This is a genomic window from Xanthomonas sp. NCPPB 3761, assembly GCF_041475705.2.
In the GTDB taxonomy this organism is placed as follows: domain Bacteria; phylum Pseudomonadota; class Gammaproteobacteria; order Xanthomonadales; family Xanthomonadaceae; genus Xanthomonas; species Xanthomonas phaseoli.
Genome location: NZ_CM191262.1, coordinates 2,012,860 through 2,034,849, shown reverse-complemented (window position 1 = coordinate 2,034,849; position 21,990 = coordinate 2,012,860). Strand labels below are relative to the sequence as shown.

17 protein-coding genes, 3 tRNA genes and 1 pseudogene are annotated in these 21,990 nt (G+C 64.6%); 6 read left to right on the top strand and 15 right to left on the bottom strand.

Translation table 11 applies throughout. The features are described from left to right. Positions 1 to 3 precede the first annotated feature (3 nt). The 5 genes from ACCQ00_RS09015 to ACCQ00_RS08995 all read left to right on the top strand — a co-directional run bounded on the left by ACCQ00_RS09015 (position 4) and on the right by ACCQ00_RS08995 (position 2,689). Positions 4 to 675, top strand: a complete 672-nt coding sequence (locus tag ACCQ00_RS09015) for a YoaK family protein (protein ID WP_007973037.1) — start codon at positions 4 to 6, stop codon at positions 673 to 675. 37 nt (positions 676 to 712) lie between these two features. Continuing rightward, positions 713 to 1,522 (top strand): bifunctional hydroxymethylpyrimidine kinase/phosphomethylpyrimidine kinase, encoded by an 810-nt coding sequence (gene thiD, locus ACCQ00_RS09010; protein WP_007973039.1) that lies wholly within the window; start codon positions 713 to 715, stop codon positions 1,520 to 1,522. After that, positions 1,519 to 2,400 carry an alpha/beta hydrolase family protein gene (locus tag ACCQ00_RS09005; protein WP_022559534.1) on the top strand — a complete coding sequence of 294 codons (882 nt, stop codon included), beginning with the start codon at positions 1,519 to 1,521 and terminating at the stop codon, positions 2,398 to 2,400. The genes thiD and ACCQ00_RS09005 overlap by 4 nt, the downstream gene beginning before the upstream one ends. Positions 2,401 to 2,440: 40 nt before the next feature. Next, positions 2,441 to 2,517, top strand: a tRNA-Arg gene (locus ACCQ00_RS09000). Positions 2,518 to 2,612: 95 nt separating this feature from the next. Next, positions 2,613 to 2,689, top strand: a tRNA-Arg gene (locus ACCQ00_RS08995). Between the two features lie 168 nt (positions 2,690 to 2,857). Here the strand turns inward: ACCQ00_RS08995 and ACCQ00_RS08990 are convergent. Next, positions 2,858 to 3,850, bottom strand: coding sequence for a DedA family protein/thiosulfate sulfurtransferase GlpE (locus ACCQ00_RS08990; protein ID WP_039570114.1), 993 nt, complete (start codon positions 3,848 to 3,850; stop codon positions 2,858 to 2,860). A gap of 44 nt (positions 3,851 to 3,894) precedes the next feature. Beyond that, on the bottom strand, positions 3,895 to 4,839 hold the full coding sequence (locus ACCQ00_RS08985) for a LysR substrate-binding domain-containing protein (protein ID WP_039570112.1): 945 nt from the start codon (positions 4,837 to 4,839) through the stop codon (positions 3,895 to 3,897). Between the two features lie 133 nt (positions 4,840 to 4,972). Between ACCQ00_RS08985 and ACCQ00_RS08980 the strand changes: the two are divergent. Further along, positions 4,973 to 5,670, top strand: a pseudogene (locus ACCQ00_RS08980) (pirin family protein). 415 nt (positions 5,671 to 6,085) lie between these two features. Here ACCQ00_RS08980 and ACCQ00_RS08975 read toward each other — a convergent pair. From ACCQ00_RS08975 to folP, 13 genes are all read right to left on the bottom strand, one after another. Beyond that, positions 6,086 to 8,044: a methyl-accepting chemotaxis protein gene (locus ACCQ00_RS08975; RefSeq protein ID WP_039570108.1), complete on the bottom strand. Its 1,959-nt coding sequence runs from the start codon at positions 8,042 to 8,044 to the stop codon at positions 6,086 to 6,088. 1,201 nt (positions 8,045 to 9,245) lie between these two features. After that, positions 9,246 to 9,338 (bottom strand) — tRNA-Ser (locus ACCQ00_RS08970). A gap of 83 nt (positions 9,339 to 9,421) precedes the next feature. Next, positions 9,422 to 9,634, bottom strand: coding sequence for a carbon storage regulator CsrA (csrA, locus tag ACCQ00_RS08965; RefSeq protein ID WP_019300306.1), 213 nt, complete (start codon positions 9,632 to 9,634; stop codon positions 9,422 to 9,424). 139 nt (positions 9,635 to 9,773) lie between these two features. Continuing rightward, positions 9,774 to 12,422: an alanine--tRNA ligase gene (gene alaS, locus ACCQ00_RS08960; RefSeq protein WP_039570105.1), complete on the bottom strand. Its 2,649-nt coding sequence runs from the start codon at positions 12,420 to 12,422 to the stop codon at positions 9,774 to 9,776. A 101-nt stretch (positions 12,423 to 12,523) separates the two neighbouring features. Beyond that, a complete protein-coding gene (gene recX / locus ACCQ00_RS08955; protein ID WP_017155113.1) occupies positions 12,524 to 13,012 on the bottom strand; it encodes a recombination regulator RecX in 489 nt (162 codons plus the stop codon). 293 nt (positions 13,013 to 13,305) lie between these two features. Beyond that, positions 13,306 to 14,340 carry a recombinase RecA gene (gene recA / locus ACCQ00_RS08950; RefSeq protein WP_008574635.1) on the bottom strand — a complete coding sequence of 345 codons (1,035 nt, stop codon included), beginning with the start codon at positions 14,338 to 14,340 and terminating at the stop codon, positions 13,306 to 13,308. Between the two features lie 172 nt (positions 14,341 to 14,512). Continuing rightward, positions 14,513 to 15,154 carry a transcriptional repressor LexA gene (gene lexA / locus ACCQ00_RS08945; RefSeq protein ID WP_039570103.1) on the bottom strand — a complete coding sequence of 214 codons (642 nt, stop codon included), beginning with the start codon at positions 15,152 to 15,154 and terminating at the stop codon, positions 14,513 to 14,515. An 87-nt stretch (positions 15,155 to 15,241) separates the two neighbouring features. Further along, positions 15,242 to 16,918 carry a 2-polyprenylphenol 6-hydroxylase gene (ubiB, locus tag ACCQ00_RS08940; RefSeq protein ID WP_017155111.1) on the bottom strand — a complete coding sequence of 559 codons (1,677 nt, stop codon included), beginning with the start codon at positions 16,916 to 16,918 and terminating at the stop codon, positions 15,242 to 15,244. A gap of 464 nt (positions 16,919 to 17,382) precedes the next feature. Then, positions 17,383 to 17,877, bottom strand: a complete 495-nt coding sequence (locus ACCQ00_RS08935; protein WP_003481865.1) for a CinA family protein — start codon at positions 17,875 to 17,877, stop codon at positions 17,383 to 17,385. Positions 17,878 to 18,301: 424 nt separating this feature from the next. Continuing rightward, positions 18,302 to 19,621, bottom strand: coding sequence for a ribosome rescue GTPase HflX (hflX, locus tag ACCQ00_RS08930; RefSeq protein WP_017155110.1), 1,320 nt, complete (start codon positions 19,619 to 19,621; stop codon positions 18,302 to 18,304). Between the two features lie 11 nt (positions 19,622 to 19,632). Further along, positions 19,633 to 19,911 carry an RNA chaperone Hfq gene (hfq, locus tag ACCQ00_RS08925; protein ID WP_005915027.1) on the bottom strand — a complete coding sequence of 93 codons (279 nt, stop codon included), beginning with the start codon at positions 19,909 to 19,911 and terminating at the stop codon, positions 19,633 to 19,635. Between the two features lie 77 nt (positions 19,912 to 19,988). Further along, a complete protein-coding gene (gene miaA / locus ACCQ00_RS08920) occupies positions 19,989 to 20,972 on the bottom strand; it encodes a tRNA (adenosine(37)-N6)-dimethylallyltransferase MiaA (protein ID WP_372354109.1) in 984 nt (327 codons plus the stop codon). Then, complete coding sequence (gene folP, locus ACCQ00_RS08915; protein ID WP_039570099.1) at positions 20,972 to 21,874, bottom strand: dihydropteroate synthase; 903 nt, start codon at positions 21,872 to 21,874, stop codon at positions 20,972 to 20,974. The genes miaA and folP overlap by 1 nt, the downstream gene beginning before the upstream one ends. Between the last annotated feature and the right edge of the window lie 116 nt (positions 21,875 to 21,990).

The window sequence follows — 21,990 nt, the reverse complement described above, 5'->3', positions numbered from 1 at the left end:
GAGATGGGAATCCTGCTGCCGCGCTGGGTCTGGATTGGCGCGGTGGCATTGTCGGCCGTGGCCGGCATGGTCAATGTGGTGGGCTACCTGGGCTCCGAGCACCAGGTGGTCAGCCACCTCACCGGCACGACCAGTCTGCTTGGCGTTGCCCTGGCGCAAAACACCGCACCGGATATCGGCTTTCTCTGCGGCGTCCTCATCGCCTTCTGCGCAGGCGCCATGCTCAGCGGACTGATCATCGAGGACGATGTCTTGCGGCTTGGACAGCGCTACGGCGCTGCGCTGATGATCGAGGCGCTGCTGTTGCTGGGCGCGACTGCGCTGTTCAAGTTGCATCATGTCGGCGGCGTCCTGTGCGCCGCTGGCGCCTGCGGCCTGCAGAATGCGATGGCGACCAGCCTCAGCGGCGCCGCGGTCCGCACCACGCATTTGAGCGGCATGTTTACCGACCTGGGCATCGGCCTGGGACACCTGCTGCGCGGGCGCCCGCTGCAGGTGCGCCGCCTCACGCTGAGCGCGCTGATCATCAGCGGCTTTCTCGGCGGCAGCATCCTCGGTACCTTGCTGTTCCAGCGCTGGCAGTACGACGCGCTCTACCTGCCCGCCGGCCTCACCGGATCGACCGGCGCCGGCTATGTCGCCTACCTGCAATGGCATCGCTGGCGCACAGGATGATGCGCACATCCTCCGGCCAGCAGTGCAGAATCGCCACATGACTACGCCCAGTACGCTGTCTGCATTGAGCATCGCCGGCTCCGACTCCGGCGGGGGCGCCGGCATCCAGGCCGACCTCAAGACCTTTGCCGCGCACCGCGTGCACGGGTTGTCGGCGATTACCGCATTGACCGCGCAACACACCCGCGCCGTCACCGCCGTGCATCTTCCACCACTGCCCTTCCTGCAGGCGCAGGTGGATGCCTGCTTCGCCGATTTCGAGATCCAGGCGGTCAAACTCGGCATGCTGGCCAATGCCGACATCATTCATTGCGTGGCCGACCTGCTTGAGCGGTATCGCCCGCCGTTCGTGGTGCTCGACCCGGTGATGGTGTCCACCAGCGGCGCGCGCCTGCTCGAAGATGCGGCCTTGGATGCGCTGCGCACGCGCTTGCTGCCGCTGGCTACCCTGGTGACCCCCAATACGCTCGAAGCCGAGCTGCTGACCGGCCGCCGCATCGACAGCGCCGACGCCGCCGAACATGCCACCGCCGCCTTGCTCGACCTGGGTGCCAACGCGGTGCTCCTCAAGGGCGGACATCTCCACGAAGGCGCACGCGTGCTCGACCGCTTCGATGACGGCGTGACCCAGGACGTGTTCATGCATCCGCGCCTGCAGGTCGATGCGCACGGCACCGGCTGCAGCCTGTCGGCAGCCATCGCCGCGCAGCTATGCCAGGGCCTGTCGCTGCTCAATGCCTGCGAAGCGGCGATCGATTACGTTGCCCGCGCCATCCGCATCGGCCAACGCCCCGGCCAGAGCGATGTGCTGGTGCTCGACCACTTCGGCGCCGCGCCCGGCGCATGAGCGTGCAGACCGATACCCTGCTCGCCAGCGCTGCAGATGGGCACCGCTGGCAAATGATCCGTTGCGCGCCGCCGCACCCGACGACAACGCTGCTGTGGCTGCCGGCATTGGGCGTGGCAGCGCGGCATTACCAACCCTTCGCACAAGCGCTCGCGTCCACCGGGGTTGCGGTGTATGTGCACGAATGGCGCGGCAATGGCAGCAGCACGCTGCGCCCGTCGCGCGAGCACGATTGGGGCTATCGCACGCTGCTTGCAGACGATCTCGCCGCCAGCCACGCCCTACTCGATATCCACGACCCGCAGCTGCCGCGCATTGTCGGTGGGCACAGCCTTGGCGGTCAGCTCGCGTGCTGCTATGCCGCGCTGCATCCGGTGCAATTCGCCCAGCTCTGGCTGGTGGCCAGCGGCTCGCCGTACTGGCGCAATTTTCCCGTCCCCATGCGTTACGGCCTGCCCTTGGCGTTTCGGTTGTTGCCGTGGCTGGCGCGCAGGCAGGGCGTGCTGCACGGGCGCAAGCTCGGTTTTGGCGGCACCGAAGCACGCAGCCTGATTGCCGACTGGGCACAGGTCGGCCGCAGCAATCGCTATCGCGCGGCAGGCGCGCCATGGGATCTGGAACAGGCGCTGGGCCAACTGCGTGTGCCGATCCGCGCAGTGACCCTTGCGCGCGATACGTGGGGCCCAGCAGATGCGCTGTGCGCATTACTCGACAAGATGCCGCAAACACATCCACACCATGTGCGATTGGACGATGTGCAACTGGGCGCACGCAGCGATCATTTCGCCTGGATGAAAACGCCTGCGGCCGTGGTCGCTGCACTGCGTAGCGCCCCTGACGACGATCGCAACGACGCTGGAATTTCACAAAGGGATTGACGGGCCGGTCGCTCATCCGCATAATTCCGCTCCTGACGAGGCGCCCGTAGCTCAGTTGGATAGAGTACCTGGCTACGAACCAGGCGGTCGGGAGTTCGAATCTCTCCGGGCGCACCATCCTCAGAACAAGAAGAAGACAGCACTCACGCGCTGTTTTTCTAGTTAAAAGATCCGATCGCCCTGCGTCAGATCTGCAAGTCAAAACAAGATATGCGCCCGTAGCTCAGTTGGATAGAGTACCTGGCTACGAACCAGGCGGTCGGGAGTTCGAATCTCTCCGGGCGCACCAATCTTGAAGAAAACGACCAGCTTGCTGGTCTTTTTTTTGCCCGTCGTTTCTGCCGAAGCAGACGATGGTGAACAGTGCGTTGCAATGTAGTGCGCCGTTCCGTCGGGCGATGCCGATCTTCCAGCGAAACGCACGCCGCCGTCACCGCACGCACAGCATCCGGTGCGATCAGGCCGTGGCAGCAGCAGCGTTCGCGTCGGCAACCACCGTGACCGGCACCAGCGATGTCACCGGATGCCCGGCATCGCGCCATGCATCCAGACCACCCAGCAGCGGCCGCACATCGCGGTACCCGCGCTCGCGCATCCGCGCGGCCAGCCATGCGGCAGACACCTCGTCCGGACACGCACAGTAGATCACCACGCTGCGATCGCGCGGCACGCTGGCAAGGATCTGCGCCAGCTGACGCTCGTCGGCGAACACGGCACCAGGAATGGTGTATGGCTGCAACTGGCGATAGCCCGGGGCGCGGATATCCAGCACGGTCGGCCGCAGGCTTTCTTCGCCATCCAGCAACGGCACCAGCTCCTCTACCGCGATGCGCGCATGCTCCAGCGATCGCAACAGGCTCTGCCGTCGCCACCAGCGCCAACCGACATAGCCGGCCAGCAACGCGGCCAAGACCACGATCGCGCCAGAGCCAAGTTCGGACAGCAAGGCGAGCACGTCCTGCACCTGACGCGCGAACACAGCCCCCACACTCAGGCCGACCAATGCCCACAACGATGCACCGAAGGCGTCGTATCGCAGGAACGCCGCAGGACGTACCCGCATTGCCCCGGCCATCGGCACCGAGACCATCGACAAGCCCGGCACGAACTTGGCCACTGCCAGCACGCGCACGCCCCAGCGCGAAAAGAAGCGCTCGGTCTGCTTCATGCAGCTGTCGCGCGACAGCGACAGCCGACACAGCGACTGCAAGGTGCGGTTACCGAAGCGGCGACCGGCCAGATACCAGACCAGATCGCCCAAAAGACTTGCCGCGACAGACACCGCCAACGCCGCAAGCCCGGCCAGCCAGGCATCGCCGCCCCCTTGCAACGCATAGCTGGCGCCGACCAGCACCAGGGTCGGCAATGCTGGCACCGGCAGCCCGAGCGACAACGCCAGCACGTTGGCGAACACCAGCGCCACTCCGTACTGTTCGATCAAGCCTTGCATGCGACAACCCTGCGCGACGGCGGGCTACCATTATCCGCCTTCCGTCACAGCGGCGACTGCCCGGCAGCGACGGAACGATACGTTGCGGCCAAGGCCTGCAACCAGCGCTCGAACAGGCCCTCGCTGCGCAAGGCGCGCCGCCACCAACCCAAGGCCTCTCCCTCTTCGCCCGGCCGCCACGCCAGATAAAAGGTTTCGTCGGGTTTGCGGGTGTCCACCTGCACCTCGCGTAGCCGTCCCTCCAGCAGCGCTCCGCGCGCATACGGTTCGGGCAGGAAGCCGTAGCCGGCGCCGGCCAGTTGCAGCAGCAGCTTGGTCTGCATGTCGGGCACGGTGAGCACATCGCGCCCGGAGAGCAGCCCGACCGTACGCGGCAGCAGGCGCCGCGCCGAGTCCGCCACCGCGATCGCACGGTATTCGGCCAGCTCCGCCGCGCCCAACAAGCCAGCATCCGCTAGCGGGTACGTGGATGCCACGGCAAATACGAACCGCAACGTGCCGATCGGCTCGGCCACATAGCCGCCGCCACTGGGCCCCTCGCCCGCCGCCACGACCAGGTCCACGCGCCTGTCCAGCAGCGCCTCCCAACTGCCCGACAACGACTCGCTCAGCACGCGCAGCCGCGTGCTGTCGGCCACGGTGTAGAAGTCCAGGATCTGCGGCTGCAGCAAGGCCGCAGGCAGCACCGCATCCAGCCCGATCGCAAAATCCGATTCCCAGCCGGAGGCGACCCGCCGCACCCGTACCTCCAGCTCTTGCGCGGCACGCAGCAGGTGGCGCCCCTCGCGCAACAGCTCGCGGCCAGCCTGGGTCGGCGTGGCCTTGGGCCCCACCCGCTCGAACAGCTGCACGCCCAGATCCTCTTCCAGTTTGGACACCGTGTAGGAAATCGTCGAAGGCACCTTGAACAGCACCTTGGCTGCGCCAGCGAACGAGCCACGTCGGTCGATGGCATCCAGGATTTGCAGCGCTTCCAGGCTGATTTTCATTGTTCGAAATTTTCGATGATAGCGGCCAAATCTACTCGCTTTTCGGGCCGGATGCAGAGGCGGAGACTACGCATCAAGCCGCTGGACACCGAGTCGCCCAGCGCCAATTCCAAATCTTTCAAGGAGAAGCAGCATGTTGAATGTCCGCAAGAGCGAAACCCGTGGCCGCGCCGAACATGGCTGGCTGTCCTCGCGCCACACCTTCTCCTTTGCCAGCTATCACGATCCACGCCATATGGGCGTTGGCCCGCTGCGGGTGATCAACGAGGACAAGGTGCAACCGGGCGAAGGCTTCGGCACCCACGCACACCGCGACATGGAGATCATTTCCTATGTCCTGGGCGGCGCACTGGAACACAAGGACAGCATTGGCACCGGCTCGGTCCTGCATTATGGCGACGTGCAGCGGATGAGCGCCGGCAGCGGCGTGACGCACAGCGAGTTCAATCACTCGGCCAGCGAGCCCGTGCACTTCCTGCAGATCTGGGTGATGCCCGAGCGTGCCGGCATCGAGCCAAGCTACGAAGAAAAGCACTTCGATGCCGACAGCAAACGTAACCAGTTGCGCCTGATCGCCTCGCCAAGCGGTGACGACGGCTCCCTGCGCCTGCACCAGGACGCACGCCTGTATGCCTCGATCCTGGATGGCCAGGCGCGTCTGCAGCAGCCGCTGGCCGCAGGCCGCATTGGCTACGTGCAGGTGGCGGCAGCCTGAGCGTCAACGGGCAGGCGCTGTCGGCTGGCGACGCGGTGCAGATCGTCGGCGAGCCGGAAATCGTACTGACCGATGCACGCGATGCCGAAGTCCTGGTGTTCGACCTGCCCAAGTAAGCATCCAAGGCTGATGGATGGCGTGCCTGCGCGGGATTGGTGTGCGATGCGCTGGTCAGTGCCGAAACAGACAAAGCCCGCTCACGCGGGCTTTGTCTTGTGCATCGTCTCTTCGTCACTGACTCGCCGTGACGTGTCAGTTCATGCCACGTGGCCGACACCCTGCAGCTCGGCACCCAAGATCCGCGGCACGGAAGATGCGGCTCGTAACTGCGCTCCGCACTCTGCGATGTGTGAGTTGCCAATCGTCGCTCGCCGCATCAATGCGAGCGTCTGTATGTCATCGCAGCGGCGCTGACGGCACCAAATGCCTCAGCACCGCAGGTTCGGCCACTTGCGCCGAAATCCAATACAAGAAAGTTGCAAGATCTGAGGGGATATCACGATGTCGCGTACGCGACGCCGTGAACCATCATCACGCCACCTTCGCTGTCGCGCGCCGCGCGGCCTGCGCATCGACCTGCACTGGCGCGCGATCAGCCCCGCCATCCGCATCGCCATTGACCAAGGCGAACAGCGCATCCGCATCGCCTTCCAGCATGCGCGCCGAACGCGCCAGGTCGCCCACCATCTGCGCCTGGTCGCGCGCCTGCACGCCGATCGACTGCAACGCGGTGTTGGCGCTGGAAATGTCCAGCGCCTGATCATGGCTGGCGGCGGCGATCTGCTCCACGGTCGCAGTGACGCGCAGGACCGACGTCACCATGTCCTGCATCACCACGCCGGCTTGCTCGGCCAGGCGCGAACCATCACCGACCTGATCGGTTGCGTTGTCGATCAAGGAGCGGATCTCCCTGGCCGACACGCTGCAGCGCTGCGCAAGGCTACGCACTTCGGTCGCCACCACCGCAAAACCGCGCCCCTGCTCGCCCGCACGCGCCGCCTCGACCGCAGCGTTCAGGGCCAGGATGTTGGTCTGAAACGCGATGCCGTCGATGACCTCGATGATCTGGCCGATGCGATCGGTCGCCGAGCGGATGCCCGCGGTGGTCTTGACCACATCGGCAATGACGTCCGCACCGCGCCGCGCCACCGTGGCCGAATCCTCGGCCATGCGCCGCGCCGAACCGGCATTCTCGGAATTGGCCCGCACCGTCGCGGCCAGTTGATCGATCGTGCTCGAGGTCTGCGCCACCGCCGCAGATTGCGTGGACACGCGACTGACCAGTTCCTGGTTGCTCACGGAAATATGGTGCGCCTCGCGCTGCACGTTCTGCGCAATGCTCATGGTCTGCAGCATCAAATCGCGCATCCGCTCGGCCGAACGCACCTGGTCGGTGACGTCGGTTGCGTATTTGACCACCTTGTACGGCCGCCCGGACACATCCAGGATCGGGTTGTAGGACGCCTGGATCCACACCGCACTGCCATCCTTGCGCAGTCGGCGATAACGCCCCGCATCGAACTGGCCGCTTGCCAGCTTCGCCCAGAACTGTCGGTACTCACCGGATGCGCGGTAGGCCGCATCGACGAACACGCTGTGGTGTTGGCCGATCGCCTCGGCCGCCGAATACCCCATGATGGTCAGGAAGTTTTCGTTCGCACCGAGCACGTTGCCTTCCAGGTCGAACTCGATCACTCCCATGACCTTGTCGATCGCCCGGATACGCCCGTCCGCATCGGCCGAATCGATCACCTGGCGGGTCACGTCGGTGGCGTACTTGACCACCTTGTATGGGCGCCCGTGCTCGTCGAGCACGGGGTTGTAGGACGCCTGGATCCACACCTCCCTGCCGTCCTTGCCGACGCGCCGATAGCGGCCCGCATCGAAGGCACCGCGCCCGAGCGAATCCCAGAATGCGCGGTACGCAGCCGACTGGCGCGTGCCGGCATCGACGAACATGCCGTGGTGCTTGCCGCGAATCTCCTCGAGCCGATAGCCCATCACTTGCAAAAAGTTTTGGTTGGCCGCGAGCACCGTGCCGTCCAGCGAGAACTCGATGACGGCCATCACCTTGTCGATGGCATCGATACGCCCTTCGAAGTCGGCTGTCTGGCGGACCTGCGCAGTAATGTCGGTGGCGTACTTCACCACGCGATACGCCTTGCCGGATCGATCCAGCAACGGGTTGTAGGAGGCATTGATCCACACCTCGTTCCCGCGTTTATCCAGCCGGCAAAAGCGTCCGGCGTTGAAGTCGCCGCGCCGCAGCCCCTCCCAGAAGTGCCGATAGCTTTCGCTGTCGCGATCTGCGGCCGTCACGAACATGCGGTGGTGCTGACCGACCACCTCGTCCAGCCGATACCCCATCAGGGCCAGGAAGTTCGAGTTTGCATCCAGAATGCGACCGTCCAGATCGAATTCGATCACCGCCATCACCCGGTCCACCGCTGCCACCTTGTGTTGCAGCCCGCGACCCCAAAAGGAGAACACACGTCCAAGCAGGTGCGATAGGCGCATCACGTCAACATCCGAGATATGGTTCACGTCCTTAGCGACCCATGCGCCGGTTACTTGACCCCCACCATGTGCCGCATCTACAAGACGGTTCAGATGTAAGGCAGCGGCGACGCGCTCTAGCGCGAAGTGGTAATGGCACTCGCCCTGAATTCCTTCGCAGCATCCCAGGCAAACGGTCGAATGGGCGTAAGACCTCAATGGCTGCGCTGCCAACCTCGACTTACGAATAATGGCAGGCCCTTCACGCTGGCTCTTCGCCCTGGTTCCGGTTCCTGGTGCTGGCTTTGATCCTTACGCCTTGAGGGTTCGCAGGAGTGGATTGGCGAAGCGAGGCTAGTGGCAGCAGCGACAGATCAATGCTCAATCTTGCGCGCGGAAACGCAGCACTTCCATTCGCCAGTCAACGCGCCCGTCAAGGCCGACAAGCATTACACCGTGCACCGCGGCGATCTGCGAGCGCAAACGGTGACAGCCCGGAGCGTCAAGCTGCATCGATACAAGGCTTTATCGCTCACGCCGATGCGCCTCGCTCGATACGTCATACGGCGCGCTGGCGTGCACGACAATTGCGTGCTGCCTCACCGTTTGCCTCGCGCACAAGCGTGCAAGCGCATGCCCACAACCATGCGAATGGAATGACACGCCGCAGAGATGCGCCGAGATCTGGGGACGGGCGGCGAGCAAACAAACAGGGCGCAACCTCGTCGCAATGCAACGCGACAACGCAACGCAACGCAACGCAACGCAACACAGAATCGCGCTGCAGGCGCCTAGCGCGTCGCTATCGACGGTCGAGCGACGCGGGCAACACGGACCTTCTCTCGCAACTCGCATGCTTGAGATATGAGCTGGTGAGAGATGCGAAGATCGTGGCAAGCCTTCCAGCCCGCAGTCGAGCTCAGCGCCGCCCCTGCCTGAAGCGCTGTGGCCACTGACGACGCGCGCAGCACGACCCTTCGCCGTACTCACTGCCGGCCTGAGCGCTGCTGGCCTGGGTGCGCCCACGGACGCGCCTGCATAGCGGGCTTCAGCACGTCCCACGAATATCGCAGAAATCCGACCATGCTCCGAGCTGCTGCCCCAGCGACGCGCTCAGGCAATATCGCCCTCTCGATAAATACAGACCACAAATAAAAACGCCCGCAAATCAGTAATTTGCGGGCGTCTAGAACACTGGCGGAGCGAGAGGGATTCGAACCCTCGATAGAGCTTTTGACCCTATACTCCCTTAGCAGGGGAGCCCCTTCAGCCGCTCGGGCATCGCTCCAGTTTTTGCTGCCTGCCGCGATGTCCGTGGCAGGCCGCGAAGAATACCGGGTAAGAGGGGCTAACGTAAACCCTTGACAACGATCAATTCGAAGAATTGTCACCGTGATGTGCGCCGGAGGCGACCGGCTCATCCCCACGCTGGATGCGCTGATAGATTTCTTCGCGATGCACAGCCACATCCTTGGGTGCGGTGATACCGATACGCACCTGATTGCCCTTGACGCCGAGAACGGTCACGGTGACCGAGTCGCCGATCATCAAGGTTTCGCCTACCCGGCGAGTGAGGATCAACATTTTGCAAATCTCCTGGAACCGGTGGATTTCCCACCAGCATCGACGGCCTCCTGAGTGAGACGCGCCCTACGTAAAGGGAATAGACCAGAAATGGTAGCGGGACATCCTGCTAGCCAGCAAGGCATAGCAGGACAAGTGTTCAGCCCAAGTGTTGCTTGACCCAGAGGGAGACACCGTCGAGTGCGGTCGCAAGGGCGGGCCCGTCCTCGCCACCACCCTGGGCGAGATCCGGACGGCCGCCACCCTTGCCGCCGATCTGACTGGCGATGTGGCCGAGGAGTTCCCCAGCCTTCACCTTGCCAGTTGGGCTGCCGTTCACACCAGCAACGAGCGCCACCTTGCCGCCCGAAGCGCCCGCCAGGACGATGACCGAATCGCCGAGCTGTTGTTTCAAGCGATCCATCGCATCGCGCAGCGCCTTGGCATCGAAGCCCTCCAGACGCACCGCGACAACCTTGACTCCGGCAACATCGATTGCGCCAGCGCCCAGATAGGCAGTCGCACCCGACGCCAACTTGGCCTTGAGCGATTCGAGCTCGCGCTCCAGCCGCTTCTGACGCTCGGTCAGTGCGCGCACCTTATCCACCACTTCGGTGGTGTTGCCACCAAGCAGATTGGCCGCTTCGAGCAGGCGACGCTCCTCGTCAGCCACATAGTCCAGCGCGCCCTGCCCGGTCACCGCTTCGATACGACGCACGCCCGACGACACGCCGCCTTCGGAGGTGATCTTGAACAGGCCGATGTCGCCGGTGCGGGTGACGTGGGTACCGCCACACAGCTCGGTGGAATAACCGCCCATCTTGAGCACGCGGACGTTTTCCCCGTACTTCTCGCCGAACAGCGCCATCGCGCCGAAATCCAGCGCCTCCTGCATGGCCATGTTGTGCACTTCCACACCATGGTTGGTGCGGACTTCGGCGTTTACCTTGCGCTCGATCACAGCGAGCTCGTCAGCAGTGATCGGCTGGAAGTGCGAGAAGTCAAAGCGCAGGCGATCAGGCGCAACCAGCGAGCCCTTCTGTTGCACATGCGTTCCCAGGACTTCGCGCAGGGCGGCATGCAGCAGATGGGTTGCCGAGTGGTTGAGGATGGTCTTGCCGCGACGTTGCGTGTCGATCCCGCCGGCGAGCACATCGCCAAGCGCGAGCGCGCCTTCGCTGATGCGCCCCACATGCCCGTGGAACTGGCCGGCGAACTTCTGCGTATCGCTCACTTCGATCGACACACCCGGGCCGCTCAGCTGGCCGCTGTCGCCGACCTGGCCACCCGACTCGGCATAGAACGGCGTGCGGTCGGTGAACACGATTACCTCATCGCCCGCTTCCGCGCGTTCGACCGGGCGGCCCTGCTTGAGCAGGGCCACGACCTTGAGGTCATCGGCATCGTACGCTTCGTAACCCAGGAACACGGTCGGCGACAAGCTGGCGACCAGGTCCGCCGGCAATGCGACGCCGCCGCCGAACTTGCCAGCCGCACGTGCCGTCTCGCGCTGGCGCTCCATCGCGAACTCGAAGCCCTCCATGTCCACGCGCATGCCGCGCTCGCGCGCGATGTCGGCGGTCAGGTCGACCGGGAAGCCGTAAGTGTCGTACAGCCGGAAGGCGTCGGCGCCCGGGATGATGTCCTGCGAGCGCGATGCAACCTCGTCGAAGATCTTCATGCCGGCGTCCAGCGTTTCGGCAAAACGCTCTTCTTCGGCCAACAGCGCGCGCGCCACGGTGTCCTGCGCCACCACCAGCTCGGGATAGGCTTCGCCCATCAGCTCGACCAGCGTGGGCACCATCTTGCTGAAGAACGGCTGGCGCACGCCCAGCATCCACCCATGCCGCAGCGCGCGCCGGATGATCCGGCGCAGCACGTAGCCGCGGCCTTCGTTGGAGGGCAGCACGCCATCGACGATGAGGAAAGAACAGGCGCGGATGTGATCGGCGATCACCCGCAGCGATTTGTTCTCAAGATCGGTGATGCCGGTCAGCGCACTGGCCTTGCCGATCAGGGTCTGGAACAGGTCGATTTCGTAGTTGGTATGGACGTGCTGCAGGATCGCGGCCAGCCGCTCCAGCCCCATGCCGGTATCCACGCACGGCGCCGGCAACGGCACCAGGGTGCCGTCGGGCTGGCGATCGAACTGCATGAAGACCAGGTTCCAGATCTCGATGAAGCGGTCGCCATCTTCATCCGGCGACCCCGGCGGACCACCAGCAATGTGATCGCCGTGGTCGAAGAAGATTTCGGTACACGGGCCGCAGGGGCCGGTGTCGGCCATCTGCCAGAAATTATCCGAGGCGTAAGGCGCACCCTTGTTGTCGCCAATGCGCACGATGCGGCTTTCGGGAATGCCGATCATGTCGCGCCACAGCGCGAAGGCTTCTTCGTCGGTGTGGTAGACGGTGACCAGCAGGCGATCGGCCGGCAGCTTCCAGACCTGGGTCAACAGTTCCCAAGCCCAGGCGATGGCGTCCTTCTTGAAATAATCGCCGAACGACCAGTTGCCGAGCATTTCGAAAAAGGTGTGGTGACGTGCGGTGTAGCCCACCGAGTCCAGATCGTTGTGCTTGCCACCGGCACGCAGGCAGCGCTGCACGTCTGCGGCGCGGACGTAGCTGCGCTTCTCCGCGCCAAGGAAGACGTCCTTGAACTGGACCATGCCGGAGTTGGTAAACAGCAAGGTGGGGTCGTTGCCCGGCACCAGCGGCGCGGACGGCACGATGGTGTGACCCTTGCCCTCGAAAAACGCAAGGAAGTCGCTACGGATCTGAGAAGTGCTGAATTTGGCAGGTGCGTTCATGTGCTGGCATTGGGCGGGCGGCAGTCCCGGTCACCCAATGACATGTGGGCGCAGATGAGCGGAACAACCTGAAACCACGAAGGGTAGCAGGCCTGACGCCCTCAGTCCTCAAGGTCGAAGCGCGTGGCGGCGCGAATGCTGTTGCCGTCGAAACCCCGCCGGGCCAGCAGATCGGCGGCCTTGCGCCGCTGCGGAAGGTCGGTTGGGCCTTGTTCACCGAACCGACGGCGGATCAGGTCGCGCGCGTTTTCGGTCCAATCCCCTTCAAAGGTCGCCAAGGCGGTACTGATGGCCTCGCTATCCAGACCATGGGTTCCGAGCTCGGCGCGAATATGCAGCGGGCCGTAACCCGAACCGGCACGATTGCGCACGACTGCAGCAGCGAAGCGGGTGTCGTCCTGCCATCCCTCGTCCGTGAGCCGATCGACGGCGGCTTGCGCCGCATCTGGCTCGATTCCGCGGGCCAGCAGCTTGCGGTTCAATTCCTTGCGCGAATGTTCGCGCCGTACCAATAGGCCGAGTGCGCGCTGGACCGGTGTCTGTTCCTTGAACCGGCGCCCCCGCTTTGGTGCGGGCTCTTGCTCGTCCATCGTTGAGGGGTCCCGAATCGCCAAGATCAGTTACGACATCAATGCGCCATCCATGGCGCCTGCCCTCCTGGCCTTCGATAGATCTACCGCGAGAAGCGACAGCACTGACTCCGCCGTCCTCGCGATAGAAAAACTTCAAACACGCTCGAACCTGTTGCCCCAGCGCCGGGCGGACGTGGATGGCGCTGGAGCGTTCACGTACCGTGCGAGGTTCCGCCTACCGCTCACCAAAGCATCACCGTTACCCATTCGCGGCAAACCGCCTCCGGCGACCGGTGATGTTGTGCTGCAACTTATTCCTTGTCTTCGTCGTCGCCGGCTTCGCGCGGTGCTTCGGCCGGCTGGAACTTCTCACGCAGCTCGGCTTCCAGCCGGGTCGCAACCTGCGGGTTGTCGCGCAGGTAGGTCCGCGCATTGTCCTTGCCCTGACCGATGCGCTCATCGCCGTAGCTGTACCAGGCGCCAGCCTTGTCGACCAGCTTGGCTTCCACGCCCATGTCGATCAATTCGCCCTCGCGGCTGATACCTTCGCCATACAGGATTTCGGTCACGACCTGTTTGAACGGAGGCGCCAGCTTGTTCTTGACCACCTTGATCTTGGTCTGGTTGCCGATGATCTCGTCGCCCTTCTTGATCGCACCGATACGGCGGATATCCAGACGCACCGAGGCGTAGAACTTCAGCGCGTTACCGCCGGTGGTCACTTCCGGGCTCTGGCCGGGCATCATGACGCCGATCTTCATGCGCAGCTGATTGATGAAGACCACCAGCGTGTTGGAGCGCTTGATATTGCCGGTGAGCTTGCGCAGCGCCTGGCTCATCAGGCGAGCCTGCAAACCAGGCAGCTGGTCGCCCATCTCGCCTTCGATTTCCGCCTTCGGCGTCAGTGCGGCAACCGAGTCGACCACGACGATATCGACCGAACCCGAGCGCACCAGCATGTCGGCAATTTCCAATGCCTGCTCACCGGTATCGGGCTGCGACAGCAGCAGGTCGTCGACGTTGACGCCCAGCTTGGCTGCATAAATCGGATCCAGCGCGTGCTCGGCATCGATGAAGGCAGCGGTGCCGCCGTTCTTCTGGCACTGGGCGATGGCTTGCAGGGTCAAGGTGGTCTTGCCGGAGGATTCCGGGCCGTAGATTTCGACCACGCGGCCCTTCGGCAGGCCGCCGATCCCCAGGGCGATATCCAGCATCAGCGAGCCGGTCGGGATGACTTCGACCGCCTCAATGACGCGGTCGCCCATGCGCATGACCGAGCCCTTGCCGAATTGCTTTTCGATCTGGCTCAGTGCGGCGGAAAGGGCACGCTTCTTGTTCTCGTCCATCTGGGTGATCCTCGTCAGTGATTTCGGTATGGGGCTAATGTAGCGGCGGTGTATCGCACAGGCTGAGACTGCAGGCGACACACTCAGATTAGGGAGGCGGAAGGTCCGGTGGCAGCGGGGAATCCTGCGGCGCCAGCTCGGAGAAACGCCGGCACGGCCATCGGCACAGACCTCAACGGTTAGGCCTCAACAGTCCGCAATACAGGCCTTCAATCGCGAAATCCTGATCCGGTAGCACCTCGATGGGCGCGTAGTCTGGATTGCGCGGCAGCAGCCGGATGCGGTCCTTGCCGATCTTCAGCAGCTTCACCGTAATTTCCTCATCGATCCGCGCCACCACGATCTGCCCCGAACGCGCGTCGCGAGTGCGGTGCACGCCGATCAGATCGCCGTTGAAGATGCCTTCGTCGCGCATCGAATCGCCTTGCACCTTGAGCAGGTAATCCGGCGAGGGCGAGAAGAACACCCGATCCAGTACAACGAAGTCGTCCGAGCCGATATCGGCGCCAATCGGCAGACCCGCGGCCACGCGGCCCAGCACCGGCAGACGCAGCACGTCGTCGCGCTCCGCCTCGCTCACCGGAGCCGCGCGTGTCTGCGCACCCTGCCCGGCCAGCCGTATCCCGCGCGCCTGACCTGGGACGCGGCGGATCGCCCCCGCATGCTCCAGCGCTTCCAGGTGATATTGCGCCGCACGGACGCCCTTGAAGCCGAACGCGCGCGCGATTTCGGTCTGCGACGGCGGGACACCATCGGCATCGATGCGCTCGGCGATCAAGGCCAGGATTGCTTGCTGGGTATCGGTCAGGTCCATGGTTAGTAGTATTACTACTAACGAGCACCTGCGCAAGTGTTCGCGGCGCCTTGCCCGCACCCATCAGGATGCGGCGCGCTGAGGGCGCTAGCGCCGGCTTCGCCAGATCGAAAACAGGATCCAGATGCCGCATAGCGCCGCGCCAATGAAACCGCCCACCCCCAGCGCGAGCAACCAGCGGCTGGCGCTCCCGCCGACGCTGTTCATGACGATCGAAGAGCCGATCACCAAGGCGGCAGTCACGATCCCCATCGTGAGGCGGTTGGCGGCGCGGTCGACCTGCTCGCCGAACTCGCGCAATGCGCGTGTTTCGATCTGAAGCTGCAGCTTGCCGCGGCGTGCGGCTTGCAACAGGCGCTTGAGGTCGCGCGGCAGATCGCCGATCAGATCGATCGCACCAGTCACCGTCCGCCGGCCGCGTCGCACGATGGCGCGCGGCGCATAGCGTTGCAACACCACGCGTTCCAGATATGGGCGCGCCTCGGTGGCCATGTCGAAGTCCGGATCGAGCTGGCGCCCCATGCCTTCCAGGGTGAGAAACGCCTTGATCATCAGTGCCAGATCCGATGGCAGCGTCAGCCCGTGATCGCGCAGGATGGAGGTGACATCGCCAAGCATTGCGCCAATACGCAATTCTTTCAGCGGCACGCCGCGATACTCGTCGACGAACGCGCCGATGTCCTGCTGCAAACGCGCCTCATCGACCTCCAGGCTGGTGCCCGCCCATTCCAGCAAGACATCGATCACCGCATCGGCGTCGTAGCTGACCATGCCGTGCAACAGCTGTGCGACCTGAAACCGACGCTGCTCGGAGACGCGCCCGACCATGCCGAAATCGATGACCGCGATGCGCCCGTCGCGCAGGTAGAAAATATTCCCCGGATGCGGGTCGGCGTGGAAGCAGCCGTCCTGCAGCACCATCTTGAGCACGATGCCGGCACCGGCACGTGCGAGCGCCCTGCGATCCAGGCCGGCCGCATCGACGGCAAGCAGATCACGGCCGGGAATCCCATCGATGAACTCCTGCACGTTGAGCGACTCGCAGGTCCACTCCCAGTACACCGCCGGCACCACCACGTGCGCGTCATGCGCGAAGTTGGCGGCGATGCGTTCGGCGTTGCGCCCCTCCGCAGCGAAGTCCAGTTCGCGTCGCAGCGAAACGGTAAATTGCTGCACCACCTCGGCAGGACGGTAGCGCTTGAGATCCGGTGCACGGGTTTCGACGATTTCCGCAAGCCGGGCGAGCAGGCGCAGGTCCGCGTCGATGGTGTCACCGATATCGGGACGTCGGATCTTCAACACCACCGGCGTGCCATCGATCAGCCACGCGCGATGGGTCTGTGCCAGCGATGCGGCCGCCAGCGGTTGTTCGTCCAGGCGCGCGAAGATGCTTTCCGGCTCCATGCCCAGCGCAGCAACCAGCTGTGGGCGGATCTGCTCGAACGGCAGCGCCGGCACCGCATTCTGCAGCTCGCTCAATTCTTCGATCCACTCCGGTGGCAGCAGATCCACGCGCGTGGCCAGCACCTGCCCGAGTTTGACGAAGGTGGGCCCAAGCTCTTCCAGTGCACGCCGCACGCGCATCGCTGCGGACATGCGCAAACGGCCCTCGGCGTTCTGCCAATGCAACAGCCTGCCGGCGCGCTCAAGCACATCGGCCATGCCGATACGACGCACCACATCCCCGAAGCCGTAGCGGATCAGGACCGAGGCGATTTCCTGCAGACGCCCAAGATCACGTACCGTGCCGAGTGCTTCCCACATCAGCGCACCGCCCGCGAGCGCGTTGCGCTCAGGCGCTGCGTGACGCTGCAGTACACGGCAGCCTGCAACGCGGCGACCGATGGGACAGGAGCAAGAAACGACGGCATTGGCACCCTGGGCGGTGAGGAGACCTTGTTTGTAGCCGATCTGCCCTCCGCTGTCGCGCCCTTGCCCCGTCCAAGCTCAGCGCAGGTTGCAAGGCGGTGCGCGGTACATACGCAACGGCAGCGTTCGCTGATTCGCTGCACTTCGGTTGCGCCATCGTCACTTCGCAGCCTCGTTGCCGAATGTTCCAAGCGACGCATCCGCTCAGCGTGCTGACGCGGCGTGTCGACAGCGAGCCGCAGCCAGTTCTTGGACTGCGCACGGCCACGGCGTTCGGGTTTCCATGCTGCACGAGATTGCGCTGAAAAATGGGCGGCGCGGATCTGTTGCCGAACGCCCTCCAGTGAACCCGACCACCGCTACAGTAGCGCGCTCAGCCCACGCAGTGCCGCAGCGACGGTCTGACGACGCACTGCATCGCGGTCGCCATTGAACTGGAACAGTTGTGCGGTGGCGTAACCACCACGACGTTTCCAGCCGATCCAGACCGTGCCGACCGGCTTGTCCTCACTGCCACCGCCAGGCCCGGCAATGCCGGTCACCGCCACCGCGATGCTTGCGCCGGAATTCACCAGGGCGCCAGAGACCATTTCGATCACCGTTTCGCGACTGACCGCCCCATGCACTTCCAGCGTCTGTGGGCGGACGCCGAGCAGCGCCTGCTTGGCCTCGTAGCTATAGGCGGCCATCCCGCAATCGAACCAGTGCGAGGAGCCGGCGACATCGGTCACCGCCTTGGCGATCCAACCACCGGTGCAACTCTCGGCAGTGACCAGGCGCTCGCGCGCGGCAAGCAATTGCTGCCCGAGGGCTTCGGCCAGCTGCTGCAGTTCGGAATCGGCGGAAAAAGACATGGGCACGGCAAGGTGGGGGCAGCGGACGTTTTAGCCCAATTCGTCGCGCCTGTCTGCCGCTGGCGCCGCTTCCGGCTGGGCGCGAGGTGGCCAAGGTTCAGTGGCGATATGCGGCCGATGCGCACGCTGGGCCTGGACGGGCTTGTGTGTACGCCGACTTGCCGGCAGCACGAGTCAACGCGCAGCGCCGCCTTCAGGCCGCCGAATCACCGCGGCTAGTGCGCCGGATCACTGATGACAGGCGTGGCGTGCCGCATGAGCGCACGACCGCACCGTTCTGCAGTACGCACTACTCACACGGAATTTCTGTCAGTTCTGCAGGCCAGGACGAGGCCCGGCAACTGCCGCACAGCGACCCGGTAGGCCGTTGCCCTAATCGTTTTGAAGCAGCGCACAGTCGTGCACGACCGACTGCGCGCTTTCATCACGCTTCCCAGTCTTCGCGACGATCCGGCAGCATCGCGCGCAGCGGCGCACCGTCCTGCCCGGCGGCCAACCGCTCGGCCTCGACCATCGGCAGATCGACATCGAGCAACCAACCCTCTTCGTCGATTTGCTCATTGCGCACCACTTCCAGCTGATGCAGCCTGGAACGCAGGCGGCCGGCAGACGGTGGGAGCCGTAGCTGGCCGGTCAGGTGGCGCAGGTCCAACCGCTGACCGAGCGCATGCTGCAATTCTTCCAGCCCGCGCCCGTCGCGCGCCGACACCCAGACACGCTCGCGGCGTGCCGGGTCGGGAATGCCGTCCTGCGCGTCGTGGCGCACTTCGGCGCCTTCGATCTTGTCGATCTTGTTGAATACCAGCAGCTGCGGCAGATCGCCGGCACCGACGGCCTGCAACACTTCGTCTACCTGCAGGATGCGTTCTTCGCGCAACGGGTCTGCTGCATCGACAACGTGCAGCAACAGATCGGCATCGCGCGCCTCCGAGAGCGTGGAGCGGAATGCGGCGACCAGCTCGTGCGGAAGATCGCGCACGAAGCCAACCGTGTCGGCAAGGATCGCGCTGCCACCCGGCAACGCAATGCGTCGCACGGTCGGGTCGAGCGTGGCGAACAATTGATCTGCCACGTAAGCCTCTGCACCGGTCAACACATTGAACAGCGTCGACTTGCCGGCATTGGTGTAACCGACCAGTGCAATCCGTGGCAATTCGCTGCGCATCCGCGCACGACGCATCTGGGTGCGCTGCACCTCGACCTTTTCCAGCCGCTGCTGCAACTGTTCGACGCGTTTTTGCAGCAGGCGGCGGTCGGTTTCCAGCTGGGTTTCGCCCGGGCCGCGCAGGCCGATGGAGCCACCGCGCTGACGCTCCAAGTGGGTCCAGCCACGCACCAACCGCGTGGCCATGTGACGCAACTGCGCCAGTTCCACCTGCAGCTTGCCTTCGTGGCTGCGCGCACGTTGCGCGAAGATGTCCAGGATCAACCCGGTGCGGTCGATCACACGCCGCTCCAGATACCGCTCCAGGTTGCGCTCCTGGCCGGGCGACAGGGTGTGATTGACCAGCACCAGGTCGGCGCCGGTCGCCTCGGCTGCGGCCTTGACCTCTTCCAGCTTGCCGCTACCGATCAAGGTCGACGGGCTGGGCTTATCGATGCGTGCGGTGAGCGTGGCGGCGACCGTGGCGCCCGCCGACTTTGCAAGGTCGGCGAACTCCTCCATCACATCGTCTTCGGCAGGCCCACCGGAGTGGGTCTGTATCAACAACGCGTGTTCACCCTTGCGGGACCGATCAAACACGCACTACTCCGTTACTGCTCGACGTCGTCATCTTCCGCCTGATTGCCTTCATTGGATTGCACATACCCACCACCAGGGCCCACGCGCACATTGCGCGCCGGCACCACCGTGGAAATGGCGTGCTTGTACACCATCTGACTCACGGTATTGCGCAGCAGGACCACGAATTGGTCGAACGACTCGATCGTGCCCTGCAGCTTGATGCCATTGACCAGATACACCGACACAGGCACCCGCTCGCGCCGCAGCGCATTGAGGAACGGGTCCTGTAAAGATTGCCCCTTAGCCATCGAAAAATCCTCTTCATTATTGTTCTTATTGTTCCGGTCGACACCTGCTATCCCCAGCCGGCCCCGGAAACGGGATGTTACACGCCCGAAGCCTGCCGTACACCGGGACGATGAGCGAGGAAGCCGACAATTGCGTCTTCCAATTGATGGCGGTCACGCTCCGGGTCGAACCAGCGCGCGTCGAGCTCGCCGCGCAGCCAGGTGAGCTGCCGCTTGGCCAGTTGCCGGGTCGCCTGGATCGCCTTGTCGCGGAACTCGGCCAGGTTGCCAGCACCGTCCAGATACTGCCAGGCCTGGCGGTAGCCGACCGCGCGCACGGCTGGCAAATCCAGCGGCGCTGCCACCGCCTGCATCTGCGGCAGCGCCCGCAGACGCTGTACCTCTCCCAGAAAATCCTGCGCCAACATCGCATCCAGCCGGTGTGCGATACGTTCATGCAGTACCGCGCGCGCGCGCGGGGCTAAGACCAGCTTCAACACGCGCACCGGCAGGCGCGGCCCTGGCGGTAGCGCCTGCCACTCGCTGATCGGCCGCCCGCTGATGCGGTAGACCTCCAGCGCCCGCTGGATCCGCTGCGGGTCGGTTGCATGGATGCGCGCTGCCGCAGCCGGGTCCACACGTGCCAGTTGTGCGTGCAAGCCGGCCCAACCGATCTGCTGCGCTTCGGCCGCGATGGAAGCGCGCACCGTTCGATCGGCCTCGGGCAGCTGCGACAAGCCCTCCAGCAGCGCACGAAAATACAGCCCCGTGCCGCCGGCCAGAATCGGCAACCTGCCGCGCGCCACGATCTGTGCGATCGCCTGGCGGGCATCGGTGGCGAACTCCGCTGCGGAATACACCTGCCAGGGTTCGCGCAGGTCGAGCAGATGATGCGGAACCGCCGCGCGCATCGCCGCGTCCGGCTTGGCCGCACCGATCTCCAGGCCGCGATACACCAGCGCCGAATCGACGCTGACGATTTCTCCATTCCAGCGCTGTGCAGCTTCCAGCGCCAGCGCGGTCTTGCCGCTGGCAGTGGGGCCCATCACGGCGATCGCCAGCGGGCGTTGGTCGACAGGCATCAGTCCTCGTCCGGCCAACGAATCGTGGGCACGTCGGGCGCGCTGACACGCGGGACGGGAATCGCCGCCATCGCCTTCCATACCTTCAACGCATCCACGGTTGCCGCCACATCGTGCACGCGCAACAGCAGCGCGCCATGTTGCGCAGCGATCAGATGCGCGGCCACCGAGCCGTGCACCCGCTCGGCGGCGATCTGGCGCCCGGTCAGCTCGCCGATGCTGCGTTTGCGCGACAGCCCAGCCAGCACCGGCAAACCGAATTCCTGCAACCGCTGCAGCTGCGCAAGCAGGGTGAGGTTGTGCGCGGTGGTTTTATCGAAGCCAAAGCCCGGGTCCAGGACCAGCCGGCGCTTGTCGATGCCGGCCATTTCGGCGGCGAAGACGCGCTCGGCCAGAAACCGGTGCACGTCGCCCACAACATCGTCGTAGTGCGGCGCATCCTGCATGGCATGCGGCGCGCTGCGCGCATGCATCAGCACCACCGGCACGCGCAGGTCCGACGCCGCCTCCAGCGCGCCGGGCGACCGCAGGGCATACACGTCGTTGATCATGCCGGCGCCGGCCGCGACCGCCGCGCGCATGACCTCCGGTTTGAACGTGTCCACGCTGATCGGCACGCGCGTGCGCTGGGCCAGCGCTTCGATCACCGGAATGACCCGCTGCATTTCTTCTTCCACCAAGACCGGCGTGGCGCCCGGGCGGGTGGATTCACCGCCGACATCCAGCACCGCAGCGCCCTGCTCCACCAGCGCTAGCCCATGCGCGATCGCCGCCTCGCAGGTCGCATGCTGGCCGCCGTCGGAGAACGAATCGGGTGTGACATTGACGATACCCATCACCTGAGGTGCATCCAGTCGCAGGCTGCGGCCGGCGCAATCCAGCGTGAGGGCGGTATCGAACATCGGCAGTGTCTCCTGGGATGGTGATGGTCGCCCACACGTGGGCATTGATGCAGCCCGACAACGCATCAAGGCCGGGAATCGCTCCCCGGCCTTGATGGATGCCTCGCAGATCAGTA